The 15,987-nt window shown below is 36.3% G+C and carries 21 protein-coding genes and 1 tRNA gene; 9 read left to right on the top strand and 13 right to left on the bottom strand.

Translation table 11 applies throughout. The annotated features are described in order from the left end of the window. Positions 1-108: 108 nt before the first annotated feature. Positions 109-756 (top strand): site-specific integrase, encoded by a 648-nt coding sequence (locus BMMGA3_RS18215; protein ID WP_237712820.1) that lies wholly within the window; start codon positions 109-111, stop codon positions 754-756. Between the two features lie 128 nt (positions 757-884). After that, complete coding sequence (locus BMMGA3_RS18210) at positions 885-1,259, top strand: tyrosine-type recombinase/integrase (protein ID WP_004433667.1); 375 nt, start codon at positions 885-887, stop codon at positions 1,257-1,259. A gap of 213 nt (positions 1,260-1,472) precedes the next feature. Here the strand turns inward: BMMGA3_RS18210 and BMMGA3_RS04615 are convergent, their stop codons facing one another. After that, the gene (locus BMMGA3_RS04615) at positions 1,473-2,966 is read right to left on the bottom strand and encodes a recombinase family protein (protein WP_004433663.1); all 1,494 of its coding nucleotides are present in this window, start codon (positions 2,964-2,966) and stop codon (positions 1,473-1,475) included. 334 nt (positions 2,967-3,300) lie between these two features. Continuing rightward, positions 3,301-3,373, bottom strand: a tRNA-Val gene (locus BMMGA3_RS04610). Positions 3,374-3,938: 565 nt separating this feature from the next. On the opposite strand from BMMGA3_RS04610, the gene BMMGA3_RS04605 reads away from it, so the two are divergent. The 6 genes from BMMGA3_RS04605 to BMMGA3_RS04580 all read left to right on the top strand — a co-directional run bounded on the left by BMMGA3_RS04605 (position 3,939) and on the right by BMMGA3_RS04580 (position 8,233). Then, positions 3,939-4,667 carry an amino acid ABC transporter ATP-binding protein gene (locus tag BMMGA3_RS04605; RefSeq protein ID WP_004433661.1) on the top strand — a complete coding sequence of 243 codons (729 nt, stop codon included), beginning with the start codon at positions 3,939-3,941 and terminating at the stop codon, positions 4,665-4,667. Positions 4,668-4,684: 17 nt separating this feature from the next. Then, positions 4,685-5,518, top strand: coding sequence for an ABC transporter substrate-binding protein (locus tag BMMGA3_RS04600; protein ID WP_004433659.1), 834 nt, complete (start codon positions 4,685-4,687; stop codon positions 5,516-5,518). A 155-nt stretch (positions 5,519-5,673) separates the two neighbouring features. After that, positions 5,674-6,327, top strand: a complete 654-nt coding sequence (locus tag BMMGA3_RS04595) for an amino acid ABC transporter permease (protein WP_004433657.1) — start codon at positions 5,674-5,676, stop codon at positions 6,325-6,327. A 13-nt stretch (positions 6,328-6,340) separates the two neighbouring features. After that, positions 6,341-6,991 carry an amino acid ABC transporter permease gene (locus BMMGA3_RS04590; RefSeq protein ID WP_004433655.1) on the top strand — a complete coding sequence of 217 codons (651 nt, stop codon included), beginning with the start codon at positions 6,341-6,343 and terminating at the stop codon, positions 6,989-6,991. Between the two features lie 300 nt (positions 6,992-7,291). Next, complete coding sequence (locus BMMGA3_RS04585) at positions 7,292-7,807, top strand: YjcG family protein (protein WP_004433654.1); 516 nt, start codon at positions 7,292-7,294, stop codon at positions 7,805-7,807. A 3-nt stretch (positions 7,808-7,810) separates the two neighbouring features. Continuing rightward, entirely contained in the window at positions 7,811-8,233 is a 423-nt protein-coding gene (locus BMMGA3_RS04580; protein ID WP_004433653.1) for a GNAT family N-acetyltransferase, read from the top strand. Between the two features lie 120 nt (positions 8,234-8,353). Here the strand turns inward: BMMGA3_RS04580 and BMMGA3_RS04575 are convergent, their stop codons facing one another. The 10 genes from BMMGA3_RS04575 to fabI form a co-directional block, all read right to left on the bottom strand. Next, a complete protein-coding gene (locus BMMGA3_RS04575) occupies positions 8,354-8,629 on the bottom strand; it encodes a hypothetical protein (RefSeq protein ID WP_004433652.1) in 276 nt (91 codons plus the stop codon). 155 nt (positions 8,630-8,784) lie between these two features. Next, entirely contained in the window at positions 8,785-9,042 is a 258-nt protein-coding gene (locus BMMGA3_RS04570) for a sporulation-specific transcription regulator SpoVIF (RefSeq protein WP_004433651.1), read from the bottom strand. 114 nt (positions 9,043-9,156) lie between these two features. Then, complete coding sequence (locus tag BMMGA3_RS17095; RefSeq protein ID WP_004433650.1) at positions 9,157-9,306, bottom strand: YjcZ family sporulation protein; 150 nt, start codon at positions 9,304-9,306, stop codon at positions 9,157-9,159. 284 nt (positions 9,307-9,590) lie between these two features. Then, positions 9,591-9,947 (bottom strand): stage V sporulation protein AE, encoded by a 357-nt coding sequence (gene spoVAE / locus BMMGA3_RS04565; RefSeq protein ID WP_004433649.1) that lies wholly within the window; start codon positions 9,945-9,947, stop codon positions 9,591-9,593. A 15-nt stretch (positions 9,948-9,962) separates the two neighbouring features. Then, positions 9,963-10,982 (bottom strand): stage V sporulation protein AD, encoded by a 1,020-nt coding sequence (spoVAD, locus tag BMMGA3_RS04560; RefSeq protein WP_004433648.1) that lies wholly within the window; start codon positions 10,980-10,982, stop codon positions 9,963-9,965. Beyond that, the gene (spoVAC, locus tag BMMGA3_RS04555) at positions 10,982-11,461 is read right to left on the bottom strand and encodes a stage V sporulation protein AC (RefSeq protein WP_004433646.1); all 480 of its coding nucleotides are present in this window, start codon (positions 11,459-11,461) and stop codon (positions 10,982-10,984) included. Before spoVAC ends, spoVAD begins: the two co-directional genes overlap by 1 nt. Before the next feature lie 15 nt (positions 11,462-11,476). Next, positions 11,477-11,965, bottom strand: a complete 489-nt coding sequence (locus BMMGA3_RS04550; RefSeq protein ID WP_004433644.1) for a YhcN/YlaJ family sporulation lipoprotein — start codon at positions 11,963-11,965, stop codon at positions 11,477-11,479. Between the two features lie 236 nt (positions 11,966-12,201). Beyond that, the gene (locus BMMGA3_RS04545; RefSeq protein WP_004433643.1) at positions 12,202-12,564 is read right to left on the bottom strand and encodes a DUF1360 domain-containing protein; all 363 of its coding nucleotides are present in this window, start codon (positions 12,562-12,564) and stop codon (positions 12,202-12,204) included. A 3-nt stretch (positions 12,565-12,567) separates the two neighbouring features. Beyond that, a complete protein-coding gene (locus BMMGA3_RS04540) occupies positions 12,568-12,915 on the bottom strand; it encodes a hypothetical protein (protein ID WP_004433640.1) in 348 nt (115 codons plus the stop codon). A gap of 372 nt (positions 12,916-13,287) precedes the next feature. Continuing rightward, positions 13,288-14,061 (bottom strand): enoyl-ACP reductase FabI, encoded by a 774-nt coding sequence (fabI, locus tag BMMGA3_RS04535; RefSeq protein ID WP_004433638.1) that lies wholly within the window; start codon positions 14,059-14,061, stop codon positions 13,288-13,290. Positions 14,062-14,272: 211 nt separating this feature from the next. Between fabI and prpE the strand changes: the two genes are divergently transcribed. After that, positions 14,273-15,013: a bis(5'-nucleosyl)-tetraphosphatase PrpE gene (gene prpE / locus BMMGA3_RS04530; RefSeq protein WP_004433637.1), complete on the top strand. Its 741-nt coding sequence runs from the start codon at positions 14,273-14,275 to the stop codon at positions 15,011-15,013. A gap of 45 nt (positions 15,014-15,058) precedes the next feature. On the opposite strand, the gene BMMGA3_RS04525 is transcribed toward prpE, so the two are convergent. Further along, positions 15,059-15,979 carry an RluA family pseudouridine synthase gene (locus BMMGA3_RS04525; protein ID WP_004433634.1) on the bottom strand — a complete coding sequence of 307 codons (921 nt, stop codon included), beginning with the start codon at positions 15,977-15,979 and terminating at the stop codon, positions 15,059-15,061. Between the last annotated feature and the right edge of the window lie 8 nt (positions 15,980-15,987).

Genomic DNA, 15,987 nt, shown 5'->3' with positions numbered 1-15,987 from the left:
CTCCTTTTTAATAATGTAACGCTTTTCTAAAAATTATTATTTTGATAATATTTACCTAACCACATACTACACACTATTCCAGCATCCAACTAGGAATGGGGTGTAATGATGAACTTTGACAAGTTAATTAAAGAAAAGAAAAAAGGATTTTATTTTCGAATCGATGTTGGAAAAGACTCGGCCACCGGTAAGAGAAAGCAAGCAAGTTTCGGACCGTTCCGAACAAAGACTGAAGCAAAGAAAGAACTTCTAAAAATCAAAAGACAAGTCGATGAGGGAAGTTATTTTAAAGAAAGTACAGAAGATTTTCCTGTATTCATGGAAAGGTGGTTTAATACCTCTTACAAAAAAACCGTAGAAATAACGACTGCAAAAAGTAGGGAATATATCATCAAGAACCATATTATAAAGCATTTTCAACATAGTAAGGTTAATGAAATTACAACATTTGATATTGATTGTTTTTATGTGGACAAATTAGACGCTGGGTATTCAGGTGCATATATACGACATATGCATAATTTGCTCAATCAAGCATTTGATCAGGCTGTAAGATGGTCAATGGTTAAAGTGAATCCTGTAAAGAATGCTAAACCACCCAAAGTGAAAAGTGCAGAAAAAACGGCATGGACAGTAGATGAGGTAAATCGATTTCTAAATTTGATTAAAAATCGTTCTATTGAGATACCTTACTTTCTTGCAATTTTTACAGGGATGCGACGCGGAGAAGTTTTAGGACTAAAAGGAATGACGTAGATCTTGAAAATAAAAAGATCCGAATCTAACGCAGCCTCTGTTTTGTATCGGATCAAGGTTTAATTTTTAAAGAACCTAAGACACAAAAATCCAAAAGACAAATTTCAATTTCTCAGCATGTTGTAAATGTGTTAAAGAAACATAAGCAAAAACAAGATTTTCAGAAAGAGAAATTGTGGATGCAATACGAAGACAATAATTTAGTTGTCTGCACTGATGATGGAAAACCTCTTGATCCGAGCAACTTATTACGACAATTTTATCGTTTGATCGAAGAAGCAAATGTACCACGCATTAGCTTTCACGATTTACGGCACACACATGCAACAATCCTAATGCAACAAGGCGAAAATCCGAAAGTGGTTAGCGAGCGGTTGGGGCATTCCCGGGTCGATATAACTTTAGATTTATACTCACATGTCAGTGATGATTTACAAGAGCAAGCGGCAGAGAAATTTGAAAATGCCCTTTTAAAACAGAGTCAAAATCCTTTAGTTAACTAAAGGTGCAAGTTTTGTGCAAATTTTTAAATCATGGAGGTTTTAACACAACCGCTAATAAAACGAAAAAGCTCGAAACCCTTGATACACAAGGACTTCAAGCTTCTCGTTTTGATGATTCCGACTGGGCTCGAACCAGCGACCTCTACCCTGTCAAGGTAGCTAAATGGTGTCATAACGGTGATAAAACCTTAATCTATAGCATTTTATCAGTTTTTAATTAAATGACATAGAAACGTTTAATTTAAGTTCACAAGTATCCTTTCTTAACAGAAGATTTTCAATTATCCGATTGAGCATCTCTCTTTTCATAGCAAAATTACCCTTACGAAAATTCTCTTCCCATATCGGCAATTCTTCTTTAAGCACCGTTAATTCTTTCAACTTTAATGTGCAGTCTTTATAGTGTTTCTCACGTTTTTCTAAATCATTATTAAGATTTTCTATGTCCTTTTCAATTTCGGATAGGTTACAATTATTTTTTCTTGCTGCAAAAAGTAATAAATATTTTTCTTGAAGTTTTTGTTTTAGAAAATTAATTTGTGCTAAGCATTCCTTTCTTTGACTTATTAAGCTATTTTCATTCTTGATTTTTATTTCTTTGTTATTAATTAATTGTATAATTTGGGATATCACCAATCTTTCATATTTATCAGCACCAAAATCCCTTTGTCCGTGAAATTCTAATTTGTTTTTTGCATGTTCACATACATATCGCCTGTAAATTCTTTTAAATTTCTCCCCAGTTATTGGACAATAATAAGAGTTATAGTTATTTTCAGCTTTTAATTTTCGTCCGCAATATCCGCAGGTTGCTATTCCGTTTAGCAAAAACTCTTCCTTGACCGAATTATTACTTGTCTTTAATAAGGCTTTTCTTTTATCCAATAATTGTTGCACACCATAAAAAACATTATCTGGAATAATGACTAATTCCAATTTCTTAGGTTTTAGCTTCCACTGGTCCCTCTCAATTTTTCGTCCTCTATCATCGGTTTTGTTATATGCTTGTTGCCCGATGTAAATAGGATTTCGGAGTAACCTGGATATAGTACTATAAATCCACATTTTCTTAGATCTTGTTTTAATTTCTTTTTGATTGAGGATTTGAGCAATTTTACTACAGCCATAACGATTTTCGTAAGCTAAATTAAAAATTTCCTTTACTATTTGTGACTCTTCAGGATTAATTGCCAAAACAGTTTTGCCATTTTTCTTTTCTAGTCGGTATCCAAATGGAGGAGTTCCTCCTGTAAAACTTCCTTCTTTATTTAATTGCTCAGTTCTAATTTTCACTCTTGTTGAAATTTTCTCGACTTCTTTAAAACTTTGTTGGAAATAAAAGAATTCATTCAAATGAAAATTTTTTATTTCACCCTCAACTACGGACCAAATCTCTATGCCATGTTCACGTAGAATATTATAGAATTTCTTCATATCTTCTACTTTTCTTCCTAACCGGTCAAGCATAAAAACAACTAATACATCAAACTCTTTACTTTTAGCTCCTCTTACGATCCTTTTCAAATATTCACGAGAATAAATATCCCTTTTATACCCGGAGACGGCAAGTTCTTTAAATTCCCTACAAAGCATCCATTCAGGATTATGTTCAATAAACGACAAACAGGCCATTCTTTGAAGTTTAATATCATGGTGAAATGCCTGAGTTCTGGTAGAAACACGATAAAAAGCCCAGACTCTTTTCACCTGAATCCTCCTCGTAAATTTATAGTAAGAGCTCTTTCTAGAAGAATTTCCAATTGATCCAGATCCTCTAAAATCGCCTAGATCCCTCTTGTATATTTATAAGTATCCTTTTTTGCTTCCTCATTTATAATTTTTTTACCAACAATACATGAACATGTGCTTTGTAACTAATTTTTTAGAGATTTGACAACTTGCACCATAATAACTTTTAATTTTTAATAAGTTACATATTACCGTTGAAAAATTATTTTTATGAACATATAATAGCACATATGTTCGCATTAATACACAAAAAAAGTCCTGACATCAAATTGAATGTCAGGAATTCTTGTGATGATCTGTGACGGGCTCGAACCGCCGACCCCAACCCTGTCAAGGTTGTGCTCTCCCAGCTGAGCTAACAGATCATATTAAAATTGTCTATAAATGGCTACAAACCCTTTCATATCTAATTCTTTTACAGCCACGTATTTAATTATATTCATTATATGTAGAAAGTCAAGACTCTTTTAATAAAATTAGTATTTTGTTTTAAGTGGGGAAAAACATTCATTCCCCCATAATTTATGAATTTTAATGATTTTGAAAGTACATCCTGCCTTCTGATTTTCACATTTGTAAGAAACAAATACTCGTATGTAAAAGAACCACATAACGCCTCGTGGAAGAATAATATGGATGGTTATTCAAACAGGCAATCGAAGGGTCATTAGAAATGATTTATTTTTCGATGCACAATCTAAAGAAAAATAAAAATTTACAAAACGAAAGAGAATTACGCCGTCTGCTTGTTTCCTTAGGAAACATGATAGCCTTTTCACTTGCATAAAATCAAAAAACAGTATTAATGGAATGGTTTGACGATTTCCGGCGTACTCGTTTATAATTTTAATATATTAAAATTTTTCTGAATAAATTGATTTTAGTAATTATTCTAATTTTTATAAATAGTTTTTGTAAGAGGAGAAAAAGATGATAGTCTTTGATAATGTAAACAAATATTACGGAGATTTTCATGTTTTAAAAAATATTAATCTAAAAATCAGCAAAGGAGAAGTTGTTGTCGTAATCGGACCTTCCGGATCGGGAAAGAGTACGATGCTTCGCTGCATTAACGGGCTTGAAACGATCTCAAGCGGAACTTTAACGGTTAATGGTATTTCCGTTAATGATAAGAAAACTGACATTAATAAATTAAGGCGCAATATTGGAATGGTTTTTCAACATTTTCATTTATACCCTCATAAAAAGGTGATTGAAAACATCACTCTTGCGCCAATAAAGGTGCTGGGAAAATCTGAAAAAGAGGCAATAGAAACAGCAGAATTTTATTTAAAGAAGGTTGGAATACCTGATAAAGCAAATTCCTATCCCTCCCAACTTTCCGGAGGGCAGCAGCAAAGGGTTGCGATTGCAAGAGGTCTTGCGATGAAGCCAGAGATCATGCTTTTTGATGAACCAACCTCTGCTCTCGATCCTGAAATGATTGGAGAAGTGCTCGATGTGATGAAAACACTCGCAAAAGAAGGCATGACAATGGTAGTTGTCACTCACGAGATGGGATTTGCAAAAGAAGTAGCTGACAGAATTGTTTTTATGGACCATGGACAGATTCTTGAAGAAGCAACACCGGCTGAGTTTTTTTCCAACCCGAAAGAAGAAAGGGCGAAAATTTTTCTCAGCCGTATATTATATCATTAATTTTAGGAGGAATAACCATGGCTAAATCAAAGAAGTTTCTAAAACTGGCATTCATTTCGTTGTTAGCAGTTGCAATGCTGGCAGCCTGTGGCACCAATGCGGAGAAGACGAACGGTGGTGGAAATGAGGGTGCCAAAAACGCACTCGAAACCATCAAAAAACGCGATAAAATCATTTTTGGTGTTAAGAACGATACTAGATTGTTCGGGCTAAAAAATCCAAGCACCGGAGAAGTAGAAGGATTTGATATAGATATTGCCAAGGCGCTGGCGAAGCAGATCCTCGGGGATGAGTCAAAAGTAGAATTTAAAGAGGTTACTTCAAAAACAAGGATTCCTTTGCTTCAAAAAGGTGATATTGATGCGATTATTGCAACAATGACAATTACAGAAGAACGCAAAAAAGAAGTCGATTTCACTGATGTATACTTTAAAGCAGGCCAATCGCTCCTTGTTAAAAAGGACAGTCCGATTAAGGGATTAAAAGACCTTAAAAAAGGAACGACAGTATTAGCAGTAAAAGGTTCCACATCTTCCCAAAACATCCGTGAAAAAGCCCCGGAGGCAAAAGTATTGGAGTTTGAAAACTATGCAGAAGCCTTTACAGCTCTAAAATCAGGGCAAGGTGACGCTCTCACGACTGATAACGCCATTCTCTATGGGATGGCTGATGAGGATCCTTCCTACCATATTGTCGGAGGAACATTTACCGATGAACCATACGGAATCGCGGTGAGAAAAGGAGAAAAAGAACTTCTTGATGCACTTAACAAAGCACTAAAAACAATCAAGTCTAATGGTGAGTATGACAAGATTTACAAAAAATGGATTAAGAAAGATTTTTCAAAATAAAGGAATCTTCTAGAAGAGGCTGCCCTATAAGTTCCTGGCACCCGTGTGCAGTTACTAAATATTGCAGAAACATTGATCATGGTTTCAATATTTATCTGCGAAGGATGCTTGGCTCTTATTTTTGGGTCAGCCTCTAGCTGAAAGAGGTGTTTTACATGCTGGATTTCTCAATATTGACAGAAAATATTGATATGTATCTGGAGGGATTTAAAAACACGGTCCTTGCTAGCGTCATTGCGCTAGCGGCGAGCTTCATGCTCGGGACGATTATTGCAATTATGAGGATTTCACCGATTAAACCTTTGAACTGGATCGGCACTGCATACGTTGAATTTATTCGAAATATTCCTCTGTTAATTATTACCTTTTTCTTCTTTATCGGAACTCCAGTAATTGGTTTCACATTTAGCGGGTTTACAGCCGGAACGATCGCCCTTTCCATTTATACGGCAGCTTTTATTGCCGAAGCCATTCGCGCAGGCATCCAGGCTGTACCAAAAGGTCAAATGGAAGCGGCAAGATCCTCAGGTTTAACATACAATCAGGCAATGAGATTTATTATTTTGCCTCAAGCCATTAAAATTGTTATACCTCCAATAGGAAACCAATTCATTAATCTAGTTAAAAACTCTTCCATATTAGCAGTGGTGGCAGGGCTGGATCTTATGTATTATGCAGACCTTGTTTCTTCTAAAACATTAGTTGTTTTTGATGTTTATATATTTGTCGCATTGTTTTATTTAATCCTTACTGTTCCATTAAGCCTTGGTGTCGGATATCTCGAAAGACGCCTGTCAAAGAACAATTGAAGGAGGCGACGGAATGGATTTTATTGGTGCATACTCACCCGACCATCTAAAATTTCTGCTTGAAGGCTTTTATGTGACGCTCAAAGTAGCCTTTTTTTCAATCATCTTAAGTTTTCTAATCGGAGGATTGATAGGAACGTTAAGATATGCGAAAATACCTGTTGTTTCTAAATTACTCGCCGTAATCGTTGAAACAATCAGAAATTTGCCGCTCCTATTGATTATTTTCTTTACATATTTTGCATTACAGGACATTGGTATTATACTTAGCATCACTGTATCCGCAATAACAGCTTTAACAATTTTCGAATCAGCCATGCTATCGGAAATTATTCGAAGCGGTTTAAATTCGATCGATAAGGGGCAAATAGAGGCGGCCCGTTCATCAGGGCTTACCTATTTCCAGACACTTATGTACATTATTATGCCTCAAGCGCTTCGAAGAATGGTACCGCCAATTGTCAGCCAGTTTATTTCGCTGTTAAAAGACACATCACTTGCCGTCATTATCGCACTTCCGGAACTCACCCATAATGCACAAATTATTAACGGCCAAAAAACTTCATACATCATTCCAATCTTTCTTTTGGTGGCATTCATGTACTTTTTAGTTAACTACACACTTTCAATTATTGCACGAAGACTAGAAGCTAAAAGTATTTAAATAAACCCGGCTCTTTTTTAAAAGGCGGGTTCTCTTCGTTTTATATAAATCCGCATTTCTTATATCATGATCACTTGAATAGTATTTTAAATAGCGCAAAAGCAATGTTTGACCTATTATTACCTAATTTTTAATACAGTTATCGTGTGCTTTTTCATAAAAGGATGAGTATAATATCTGTAGATATTCCAAAAATTTGTTATAATATCATTTATATTTTAATTTTCTCTTATTAGGTGGCTGTTTGTATTTTTAGTTAAAAATCTTGTTTGCATAGATCCTAAAATTGGAGGTATTGGTATGAAATTCGGTATTGCTATTTTCCCGTCAAAAAAACTTCAAGATTTCGCTAACTCGTATCGCAAACGGTATGATCCGCACTATGCTCTGATTCCTCCACATTTGACATTAAAAAGCGCCTTTGAAGCAACGGAAGAACAAGCGAAAGAAATGTCTCAAAGGCTAAGTAAAATTGCTGAAAAAAACAGCCCTTTTCGTTTGCGGGTATTAAAGATCAGTTCTTTTTATCCAGTAAACAATGTCATTTATTTAAAAGTAGAGAAAACAAAAGAGCTTGAAAATTTATACAATGATCTTCACACTGAGTTTATTAATGAAAAACCGGAGTATTCTTTTGTGCCGCATATTACAATCGGCCAAGAATTATCAAATGACGAGTATTCTGATGTTTATGGCTCATTGAGAATGCAATCAGTCGATCATGAGGAGACGGTTGACCGTTTTCACCTTTTGTATCAACTTGAAAATGGTTCATGGACTGTTTATGAAACATTTCGCCTAGGAAAGGAAAATTAAGACGTGCACGTAAAAGTTGTTGAAACAGATGAAGAGCTTATGGATGCATTTTCTGTTCGCAAAAAGGTTTTTATTGACGAACAAAATGTTTCTGAAGAAGAAGAAATTGATCAATTCGAATCATCATCAACCCACTTTGTTGCTTATGAAAATGGGCAGCCGATTGGTGCCGGGCGTTTTCGTGAATTGGACGGTTATGGAAAAGTAGAACGGATTTGTGTATTAAAAGAATACCGGAAAAGTGGGGCCGGAAAGGCGATTATGGAAAAAATCGAATCCTTTGCAAAAGAAAAGGGTTTTACAACCTTAAAATTAAATGCGCAAACGCACGCCATCCCTTTTTATACGCGCTTAAACTATGAAGTAATTTCCGACGAATTTTTGGATGCGGGAATTCCGCACAGAACAATGAAAAAATCTTTATGAAGTTTTCCAAAAAAAATTCACAATGAAAAAACGGTAATCCGACCTAGCCAAATGAAAGACTTTTTGGCTGGGTTTTTTCATTTCATTACGTCATTAATACTCCCTTCCCTTCTCATTTGGTTAAAATATTTCGCAAAAATGTTTTCCTATCCCTGTTACTTCGGCGTACGTCTTTTCAATCGTTTTTCTGCTGATCGTATACTTATTTCCTGAAGCAATTTCCTTTTCTGCAAAAATTCGTTTATCCGCATTGAGAGCCTGGAATGGAATTAATCCGTTTCCTTCTCTGTTTATCCTTGCAACCGGCAAAAATCGAAAAGACCGGTTCTTATTTCCTAGTTCACGCACTGCATATTGATGATATTGATCATAACCTGATGGAAAAATATATCCCATGATCCATCACCCCTCTTTATTAACATGCCATTTTTTTCTATACCATCTGATATTTTTCTATCCCCTTTTTCAGTGTTTGTTAAACTATGTAATAGGGGTGAGCCACTTTCCGATTTACACGATAAATCAGAAAAAGGCTGACCCGTAAGGTTCTGTTACTTCTTGTCATTAATCATTTTTGATATGGAGTTAAAATCAAGTTTTTTGCCATCTTTAATTATTGATTGAACTATTTTTTCTTCCATTTCCTTCGAAACAGGTTTTTTTGCAATTTGGGAAACTCTTCGGATAACGCCTCTTATCGTTTTTTCGTCATTAAAGTTTGCGTTTTGCAAAGAATTTGCTAAATCCAAAATATCTTTCATGTTTACGCCGGTTTTCTTTTCAACATTTTTAAAAAATCCATTATCCATTATGAAACACCACGCTTCCTTTTTACTACTTTTATAGTATGAATGGAGGCAGAAAAGGTGTGTTTTTTATTAAAAATAAGAATGCCGCCTCTTTTTGAGACGGCATCTTTTTCTTTATCCGTAAAAGCTAGTTCCTACAATAATTAACAAAATGAATAATACGACGATTAACACGAACGTGGAGCCATAACCACCGCCGTAGCCATAACCTCTGTAGCCGTATCCGCCGCATCCGCATCCGCCACCGTAGCCGTAAAAACCCATGTCTGTCACCTCACTTTGATTTTAGTCTTTATTAACATATGTGAGACAACTATAATGTGTATAGGCGGCTGAATAGGAAATTTCGGCAGCTTTCAAAATGTCAAGAAGGTCATTTGCTTAATCTTCATTTTATTTTTCAAAGAACGGCGCTTTTCCCCCTAAAAAAAATACTTTTGCAAACAGGATATAATCATTTTATATTTACATTACGCTTGAACCTCTCTTGAATACATCCATGCATAACAAAAATCTCTTTATGATTACCTGTCTGTTCTGACTGTTCTTTACCCTTTTGGCTTAAACAAAAGAGCTCCAATAAAACCGAAAACAATTGCAGCTGAGATTCCTGAACTTGTTACTTCGAACATGCCCGTAAGCACCCCGACTATGCCGTGCTGTTCTGCTTCCTGAAGAGCCCCGTGGACTAAAGAATTTCCGAAGCTTGTTATAGGCACGGTCGCGCCAGCTCCTGCAAAATCAACCAATGGCTCATACAAGCCAAGACCATCCAAAATAGCTCCAATCACAACAAGCAAACTCAATGTATGACCTGGAGTTAATTTCGCGACATCAAATAACAACTGTCCAAAAACACAAATCAAACCTCCTACTACAAATGCCCAAAAAAACATCGCAAGCATTGTAAACTCCCTCCTTTATACTTGCATTTCAATTGAGACTGCATGAGCAATACATGGAATTGATTCTTTTTGCTGAAATGACAATGGTGACAATAACGCGCCCGTTGCTACAAGAAGGATTCGTTTGAATTTTCCGCTTTTCATTTGGTTGTATAAATGCCCATATAAAACGGTCGCCGAACAGCCGGCTCCGCTTCCTCCAGACTGGACTGGCTGATCATCTTTATAAATCATTAAACCGCAATCTTGAAACTGTTCTTTCTTTATTTCCAAACCGCTTTTCGCCAATAATTCATACGCAGTTCCCTGCCCGATTTTGCCAAGGTCTCCAGTTGCAATCAAATCATAATAAGAAGGATCAAGCTGCAAATCTTTAAAATGGGCAATAATTGTATCGGCTGCTGCAGGAGCCATCGCGCCGCCCATATTAAAAGGGTCTGTTAACCCCATGTCAATCACCTTGCCAATTGTCGCTGATGTCGTGACCGGTACAGGTTCCTGTTGATTAGAATTAGCAGTTATTAGCCCTACACCTGCTCCAGTGACCGTCCATTGAGCGGTCGGAGGCTTTTGGCCGCCATATTCTGTCGGATAGCGAAATTGCTTTTCCACCGCAGCGTTATGGCTGGAGGCTCCGGTAATCACATATTCTGCTCCTCCGTAATTGACAATAAATGAAGCTAAAGCCAATCCTTCCATGGAAGTGGAACAAGCACCAAACATCCCTAAATACGGGATTTGCATTGTTCTCGCTGCAAAACTTGATGGGGTAATTTGATTAATAAGATCGCCTGCGAGCAAAAAATGAATTTTATCTTTCTCTAAGTTTTTCTTTTTCAGCGCTGTTTCGATTGCCTCTTCTAGCAAAACGCTGTGCGCCTTTTCGTAAGAATCTTTTCCCATCCACAAGTCTTCATGGAGGATATCAAAATCTTCAGCAAGCTTGCCGTTTGCTTCAAATGGGCCCCCGGACACACCTGTCGACGCGATTGCAGGCCGATTTGAAAATACCCACGATTGTTTTCCCGCAAGCATTATAAAGCCCCCCACATCATTAATAATGTTTTTATTAAAGCAACTAGAAAAGCAGCAAACACTCCGAAAAGAATAACCGAGCCAGCCAATTTAAACATATTTCCGCCTACTCCAAAAACAAAACCTTCTGTCCGATGTTCGATGGCAGCTGAAATAACGGCATTTCCAAATCCTGTTACCGGTACAGCACTTCCTGCTCCTCCGAATTGCCCGAGTCTATCATAGACGCCAAATCCTGTTAGCAGCATAGAAAGGAATATCAATGTAGCAGTAGTTGGATTTCCTGCCGTTTGTTCTGTAAAATTGAAAAAGTAAATATAAAAATAAGTAATTGCTTGGCCAATTGCACAAATAATGCCGCCGACAAAAAACGCTTTTATACAATTTTTCAGCACAGGACGCTTCAGCTCATGTTTTTGTTCAAGCTGCTGGTACTGCTGTTGCTGAGGTGTCATTTTTTGCATTTTCTTGTTCCCCATTCACTTATCCCCTTCCTATGTTAATTCTTTCTTTAAGCTGATAATTCGTTTTAGCCTCTTTTCGGCATCCTTCTCTGAATAGTCCGGATCCTTCATTTTTTCCTTTAATTGAACAGCTTCAAGAAAAATTTTATAATCGCTTGAAACTGTAAAATTTTCGTCTGAATATTTCTTCTCAAGAATCTTGTTAATGTTTTTTTCAATTTTTTTCATTCTGAATCGATGCAAATGCTTCACTTTGTATACAACGAGAATATCTTTTTTCCCTTTCACAACAGCTACATCATAAATTTCTTTATATGACATAACATCTTTTTTTACTTTTTCTGCAACGTCTTTATCCTTTTGTTTGCTTCCAATCACTTGCGGAGATGGATTGGTTGTCTTTATAAGAGCCAGACTGCTCTTTTTTCCCACTTCATTACCCTCGCATCCAGCCCCAAATAAACATACAATCGTAATCATTATTAGCATGAAAAACGTAACTATTCGTCTTCTCTTCATTCGTTTCCCTTCCTATGTAAGAAATGAAATTTGTGTTATCACTTGCGCTTCTTATTGTTTGCATGATTGTTTTTTTTATGAAGGTAAATTATTGTTGATCGTCTTCATTTCTCCAATAAAAAACTGTCTCTGAAAGAATTGAGACAGTTAGTTAATGAGTTTTCTTTTGCCGCAACTGCAATACGAAGTTTTGCGCGCAGAAATAATTTATAAAATTTTCCATTAATTCCAATATTTTAATTGCCTAAAAGTTTGCTTATGAAGACTTCAATAATTGATCCAATTGCCGAAACAGCCATAACTAAAATAACTATTTCTCCATAAAAGGGTGCAAGAAAATAAAGAAGTATAACGAACATGCTTACCCAGATCCCAGTACACCAATAGCAGCTTAATAATTCTCCCATCCATTTTTTGAAGCCATGCTGTTTTGGCGCTAAATAAACTTCCTCCTCTCCGTTTGGATTGACTTCCGTAATCTCTTCAAAGAAAGGTTTTCTGAAAAAAAACGTGATTTGATCAAACACAATCAGTCTTGTGAGGCGAAAAGAAGCTAACCCCATCATAATAACGTTCCAAATAGTCACTTCTAAAACCATTCTTCACACCTCCTCAACTGGTTGTTCCTCTAATTGGGACTCTTCTTTATTTTCTGTTCTGTTGTTTGATGTCTCCATACTTTCAACATTTTCAAACCATGGCGTCAATAGAACCTGCTTTACCTCTTCATTAAACTTGTCTCCTAGCATTTTTCTAAGCTTTTGCACAACTTCATCCGTATTCAAGTTTGCTGAAAAATATTCTTCGTTCAAGGCCGTTTCGGCATCCTCGCCTCTTTTTTCTTCGGCGGATTCTATTTCGTCCTCTAATGTTTTGTGAAATGTTTCCTGCATATGAAATTTGAGCTGGAATTGATATAATAATGGCCTGCTTGAATCCTTTTTCTCCATCCATATCCCCCTTCCTAAAGAAATGGTGATACATCATTATATGTATGTAATGAATGATTGTAGGTTGATTATTCGTTTCCATGAAATTTTGAACAGTTTTATTCGCCGAACTTTATGCATTTATGAACTAGTTTTAAAGTTTTATGAGCCAATTTTCGTTTTTTATGAGCGAATTTTAAGATTTATAATCCACTTATTAAATTTTATAAGCCACTTTTCAATTTTTATGAGCCACTTTTTAAGATTTATAAGCCACTTTTCACTTTTTATAAGCCACTTTTTAAGATTTATGAGCCAATTAAAAAAACAAATACTCAGTTTTTCTCAAAAAAATCAGCCCGCTTCAATCTGAAGCGGGCCTCATTTTAGAGATTATCCAAGAATGTGATAGCCTGAATCAACATGAATATTTTCGCCAGTTATTCCGCGGGAGAGTTCGCTAAATAAGAAGAGAGCTGCATCTCCGATTTCTTCCTGTGTCGTTGTTCTTCTGAGCGGAGCCTTTTCCTCAATTTCTTTCAAAATGGAATTGAAGTCGCTGATTCCTTTTGCAGACAAAGTTCTGATTGGACCTGCTGAAATCGAATTCACACGAATCCCGTCTTTTCCTAAATCAGCAGCTAAATATCGTACACTTGCATCTAAAGATGCTTTTGCAACACCCATTACATTGTAGTTTTGAATAACACGCTCACCGCCTAAATAAGTTAAAGTGACAATGCTCCCCCCCTCTGTCATTAATCCTCTTGCTTCTTTTGCAACAGCTGTTAAAGAATATGAGCTAATATTGTGGGCAAGCAAGAAACCTTCTCTTGTTGTATTCAAATATTCGCCTTGAAGCTCTTCTTTATTAGCAAAAGCAATGCAGTGTGCAACACCATGAATCGTTCCAACTTTTTCTTTGATTTCTGCAAAGCATTTTGCTACATCTTCATCGCTTGTGACGTCACATGGTAAAATAAGTGATTCAGCACCTTCTAATGTTTCTACGAGTTCGCGAACACTCTTTTCTAATCTTTCTCCTGCATATGTAAATATTAAGCGGGCACCGGCATTATGAAGGGAACGAGCAATCCCCCAAGCAATACTGCGTTTATTAGCTACTCCCATTACTACAATTGTTTTTCCAGCTAAAGAAAGAGTCATTAATTATATCCTCCTATTTATTACATGTTATTAATACCTAGTACTAATCTTAATACATTTTTCGCAAAATGAAAAGAATTCCTCTAAAGTATTTTCACTACCTCACTAATATTGAAGATAACAATTTGTGTAAATCCCTTAAAAAAGAGTATTTTTAATAAAGATTCATTTTTTTAAACAAGCGAAAAAATGCAAGGAAGGGTGCTCGAATATGAAACTTGATATAATTGGTGACATTCATGGCTGTTTTAATGAATTCGTTCATTTAACAAAGAAACTCGGATATGATTGGTCAGAAGGGGTTCCTTTGCATAAAAGCGATAGAAAACTTGCATTTGTTGGTGATTTAACGGATCGCGGCCCAGAAAGTTTAAGAGTGGTCGAAACCGTGTGGGAATTAGCTTTAAAGAGAAAACTGTCTTTTTATGTTCCAGGAAATCACTGCAATAAACTTTACCGCTTTTTTTTAGGAAATAAAGTACAAATTACGCACGGTCTGGAAACAACTGTTGCTGAATACAATTCATTATCATCACTTGAACAAAAAAACATCAGAAAAAAATTTATCGACTTATATGAAAATGCTCCACTTTATCAGGTACTTGATAATGGAAAATTAGTGATCGCCCATGCCGGAATCAGGGAAGATTTAATTGGAAAAAACAATTCAAAAGTTAAGACATTTGTATTGTATGGTGATATAACCGGGCAGACGAATCCTGACGGAACGCCTGTTCGAAGAGATTGGGCAAAATCATATAACGGTAAAGCGTATATTGTCTATGGCCATACCCCTGTTAAGGAAGTAAGGGTCATAAACAAAACGTATAATATTGACACTGGTGCTGTGTTTGGCGGTAAGCTTTCCGCGCTAAGGTATCCGGAGATGGAAATTGTATCTGTTCCATCATCAATGCCTTATATAGCGGAAAAATTCAGGAGTTTTAATTAAGTGTTTGAAATAGAAAAAGAGGCTGTCCCGGTAGATGAATGGTTTTCATCTTCCGGATAGCCCCTTTTCACTCTTTAATAACAATTTTCTCATGTCCTCCGGCATCTCAGAACGAAATTCCATGTCTTTTTTTTGAAACGGATGAAAGAAAACTAGCTTACAGCAATGTAATGCCTGCCTTTTCATTATTGATGTGTCTCCTCCGTAGAGATTATCGCCAAGAAGCGGATGTCCAAGATATGAAAGATGGACGCGGATTTGGTGGGTCCGACCTGTTTCCAGCTGCAATTGAACATGCGAAAAAGATGAATATTCCTTGATCACTTTGTAGTATGTACAAGCATATTGCCCGTTAGGATTTACTTCTCTTTCAATAATACTGTTTGATTTTCTTGCAATCGGTTCTTCAATTTTTCCCTGGCGTTGCATAAAAAAACCTTCTGCAAACGCTTCATATGTTCTTTTTACGAGCCCGCTCTTTTGTTGTTTGCTGAACAGGTGGTGAATATGGCGGTATTTTGCAACCAAAACAATACCGGATGTATCCCGGTCAAGACGGGTTACAATATGAGAAGTCGATATAAGACCTATTTTGTTATAATATCCGACTAAAGCGTTCGCCAGACTACCTGAAGGGTGTTCCCGAGAAGGTATGGTGTTCATGCCGGAAGGCTTATTGATAACAAGCAGGTACTCATCCTCGTAAAGGATTTCCAGAGGAATTTCTTCCCCAGCAACCCCTTCACTTGGCTTCTCTTCCGGAAAAATAACTTTTAAAATATCTCCTTCCGAAAGTTTATAACGTACGGTAACTTCTTTTTCATTAACGATTATTTTTCCGCCATGAAATTTAATATCAGTTAAAGCTGTTTTCGAAATATTCTGCTCCTTTAAAAACTCTCTGACTAAGATCCCTTCTTCATTACTGTCGATTTTCCAAGTAAGAGTAAAACAGTTTGTTCTCATAAATCAGC

The sequence above is a fragment of the Bacillus methanolicus MGA3 genome (genome assembly GCF_000724485.1).
In the GTDB taxonomy this organism is placed as follows: domain Bacteria; phylum Bacillota; class Bacilli; order Bacillales; family Cytobacillaceae; genus Bacillus_Z; species Bacillus_Z methanolicus_A.
Note: the sequence above shows the minus strand (reverse complement) of the source record. Positions and strands in the feature narration are given on the sequence as shown.

What these genes read in the sequence shown, in the direction of transcription:
- BMMGA3_RS18215 (WP_237712820.1), top strand. Translation starts at nt 109, where the DNA reads ATGAACTTTGACAAGTTAATTAAAGAAAAGAAAAAAGGATTTTATTTT.
- BMMGA3_RS04605 (WP_004433661.1), top strand. Translation starts at nt 3,939, where the DNA reads ATGATAGTCTTTGATAATGTAAACAAATATTACGGAGATTTTCATGTT.
- BMMGA3_RS04600 (WP_004433659.1), top strand. Translation starts at nt 4,685, where the DNA reads ATGGCTAAATCAAAGAAGTTTCTAAAACTGGCATTCATTTCGTTGTTA.
- BMMGA3_RS04595 (WP_004433657.1), top strand. Translation starts at nt 5,674, where the DNA reads ATGCTGGATTTCTCAATATTGACAGAAAATATTGATATGTATCTGGAG.
- BMMGA3_RS04590 (WP_004433655.1), top strand. Translation starts at nt 6,341, where the DNA reads ATGGATTTTATTGGTGCATACTCACCCGACCATCTAAAATTTCTGCTT.
- BMMGA3_RS04585 (WP_004433654.1), top strand. Translation starts at nt 7,292, where the DNA reads ATGAAATTCGGTATTGCTATTTTCCCGTCAAAAAAACTTCAAGATTTC.
- BMMGA3_RS04575 (WP_004433652.1), bottom strand. Translation starts at nt 8,629, where the DNA reads ATGGGATATATTTTTCCATCAGGTTATGATCAATATCATCAATATGCA.
- BMMGA3_RS04570 (WP_004433651.1), bottom strand. Translation starts at nt 9,042, where the DNA reads ATGGATAATGGATTTTTTAAAAATGTTGAAAAGAAAACCGGCGTAAAC.
- BMMGA3_RS17095 (WP_004433650.1), bottom strand. Translation starts at nt 9,306, where the DNA reads ATGGGTTTTTACGGCTACGGTGGCGGATGCGGATGCGGCGGATACGGC.
- spoVAE (WP_004433649.1), bottom strand. Translation starts at nt 9,947, where the DNA reads ATGCTTGCGATGTTTTTTTGGGCATTTGTAGTAGGAGGTTTGATTTGT.
- spoVAD (WP_004433648.1), bottom strand. Translation starts at nt 10,982, where the DNA reads ATGCTTGCGGGAAAACAATCGTGGGTATTTTCAAATCGGCCTGCAATC.
- spoVAC (WP_004433646.1), bottom strand. Translation starts at nt 11,461, where the DNA reads ATGGGGAACAAGAAAATGCAAAAAATGACACCTCAGCAACAGCAGTAC.
- BMMGA3_RS04550 (WP_004433644.1), bottom strand. Translation starts at nt 11,965, where the DNA reads ATGAAGAGAAGACGAATAGTTACGTTTTTCATGCTAATAATGATTACG.
- BMMGA3_RS04545 (WP_004433643.1), bottom strand. Translation starts at nt 12,564, where the DNA reads ATGGTTTTAGAAGTGACTATTTGGAACGTTATTATGATGGGGTTAGCT.
- BMMGA3_RS04540 (WP_004433640.1), bottom strand. Translation starts at nt 12,915, where the DNA reads ATGGAGAAAAAGGATTCAAGCAGGCCATTATTATATCAATTCCAGCTC.
- fabI (WP_004433638.1), bottom strand. Translation starts at nt 14,061, where the DNA reads ATGACTCTTTCTTTAGCTGGAAAAACAATTGTAGTAATGGGAGTAGCT.
- prpE (WP_004433637.1), top strand. Translation starts at nt 14,273, where the DNA reads ATGAAACTTGATATAATTGGTGACATTCATGGCTGTTTTAATGAATTC.
- BMMGA3_RS04525 (WP_004433634.1), bottom strand. Translation starts at nt 15,979, where the DNA reads ATGAGAACAAACTGTTTTACTCTTACTTGGAAAATCGACAGTAATGAA.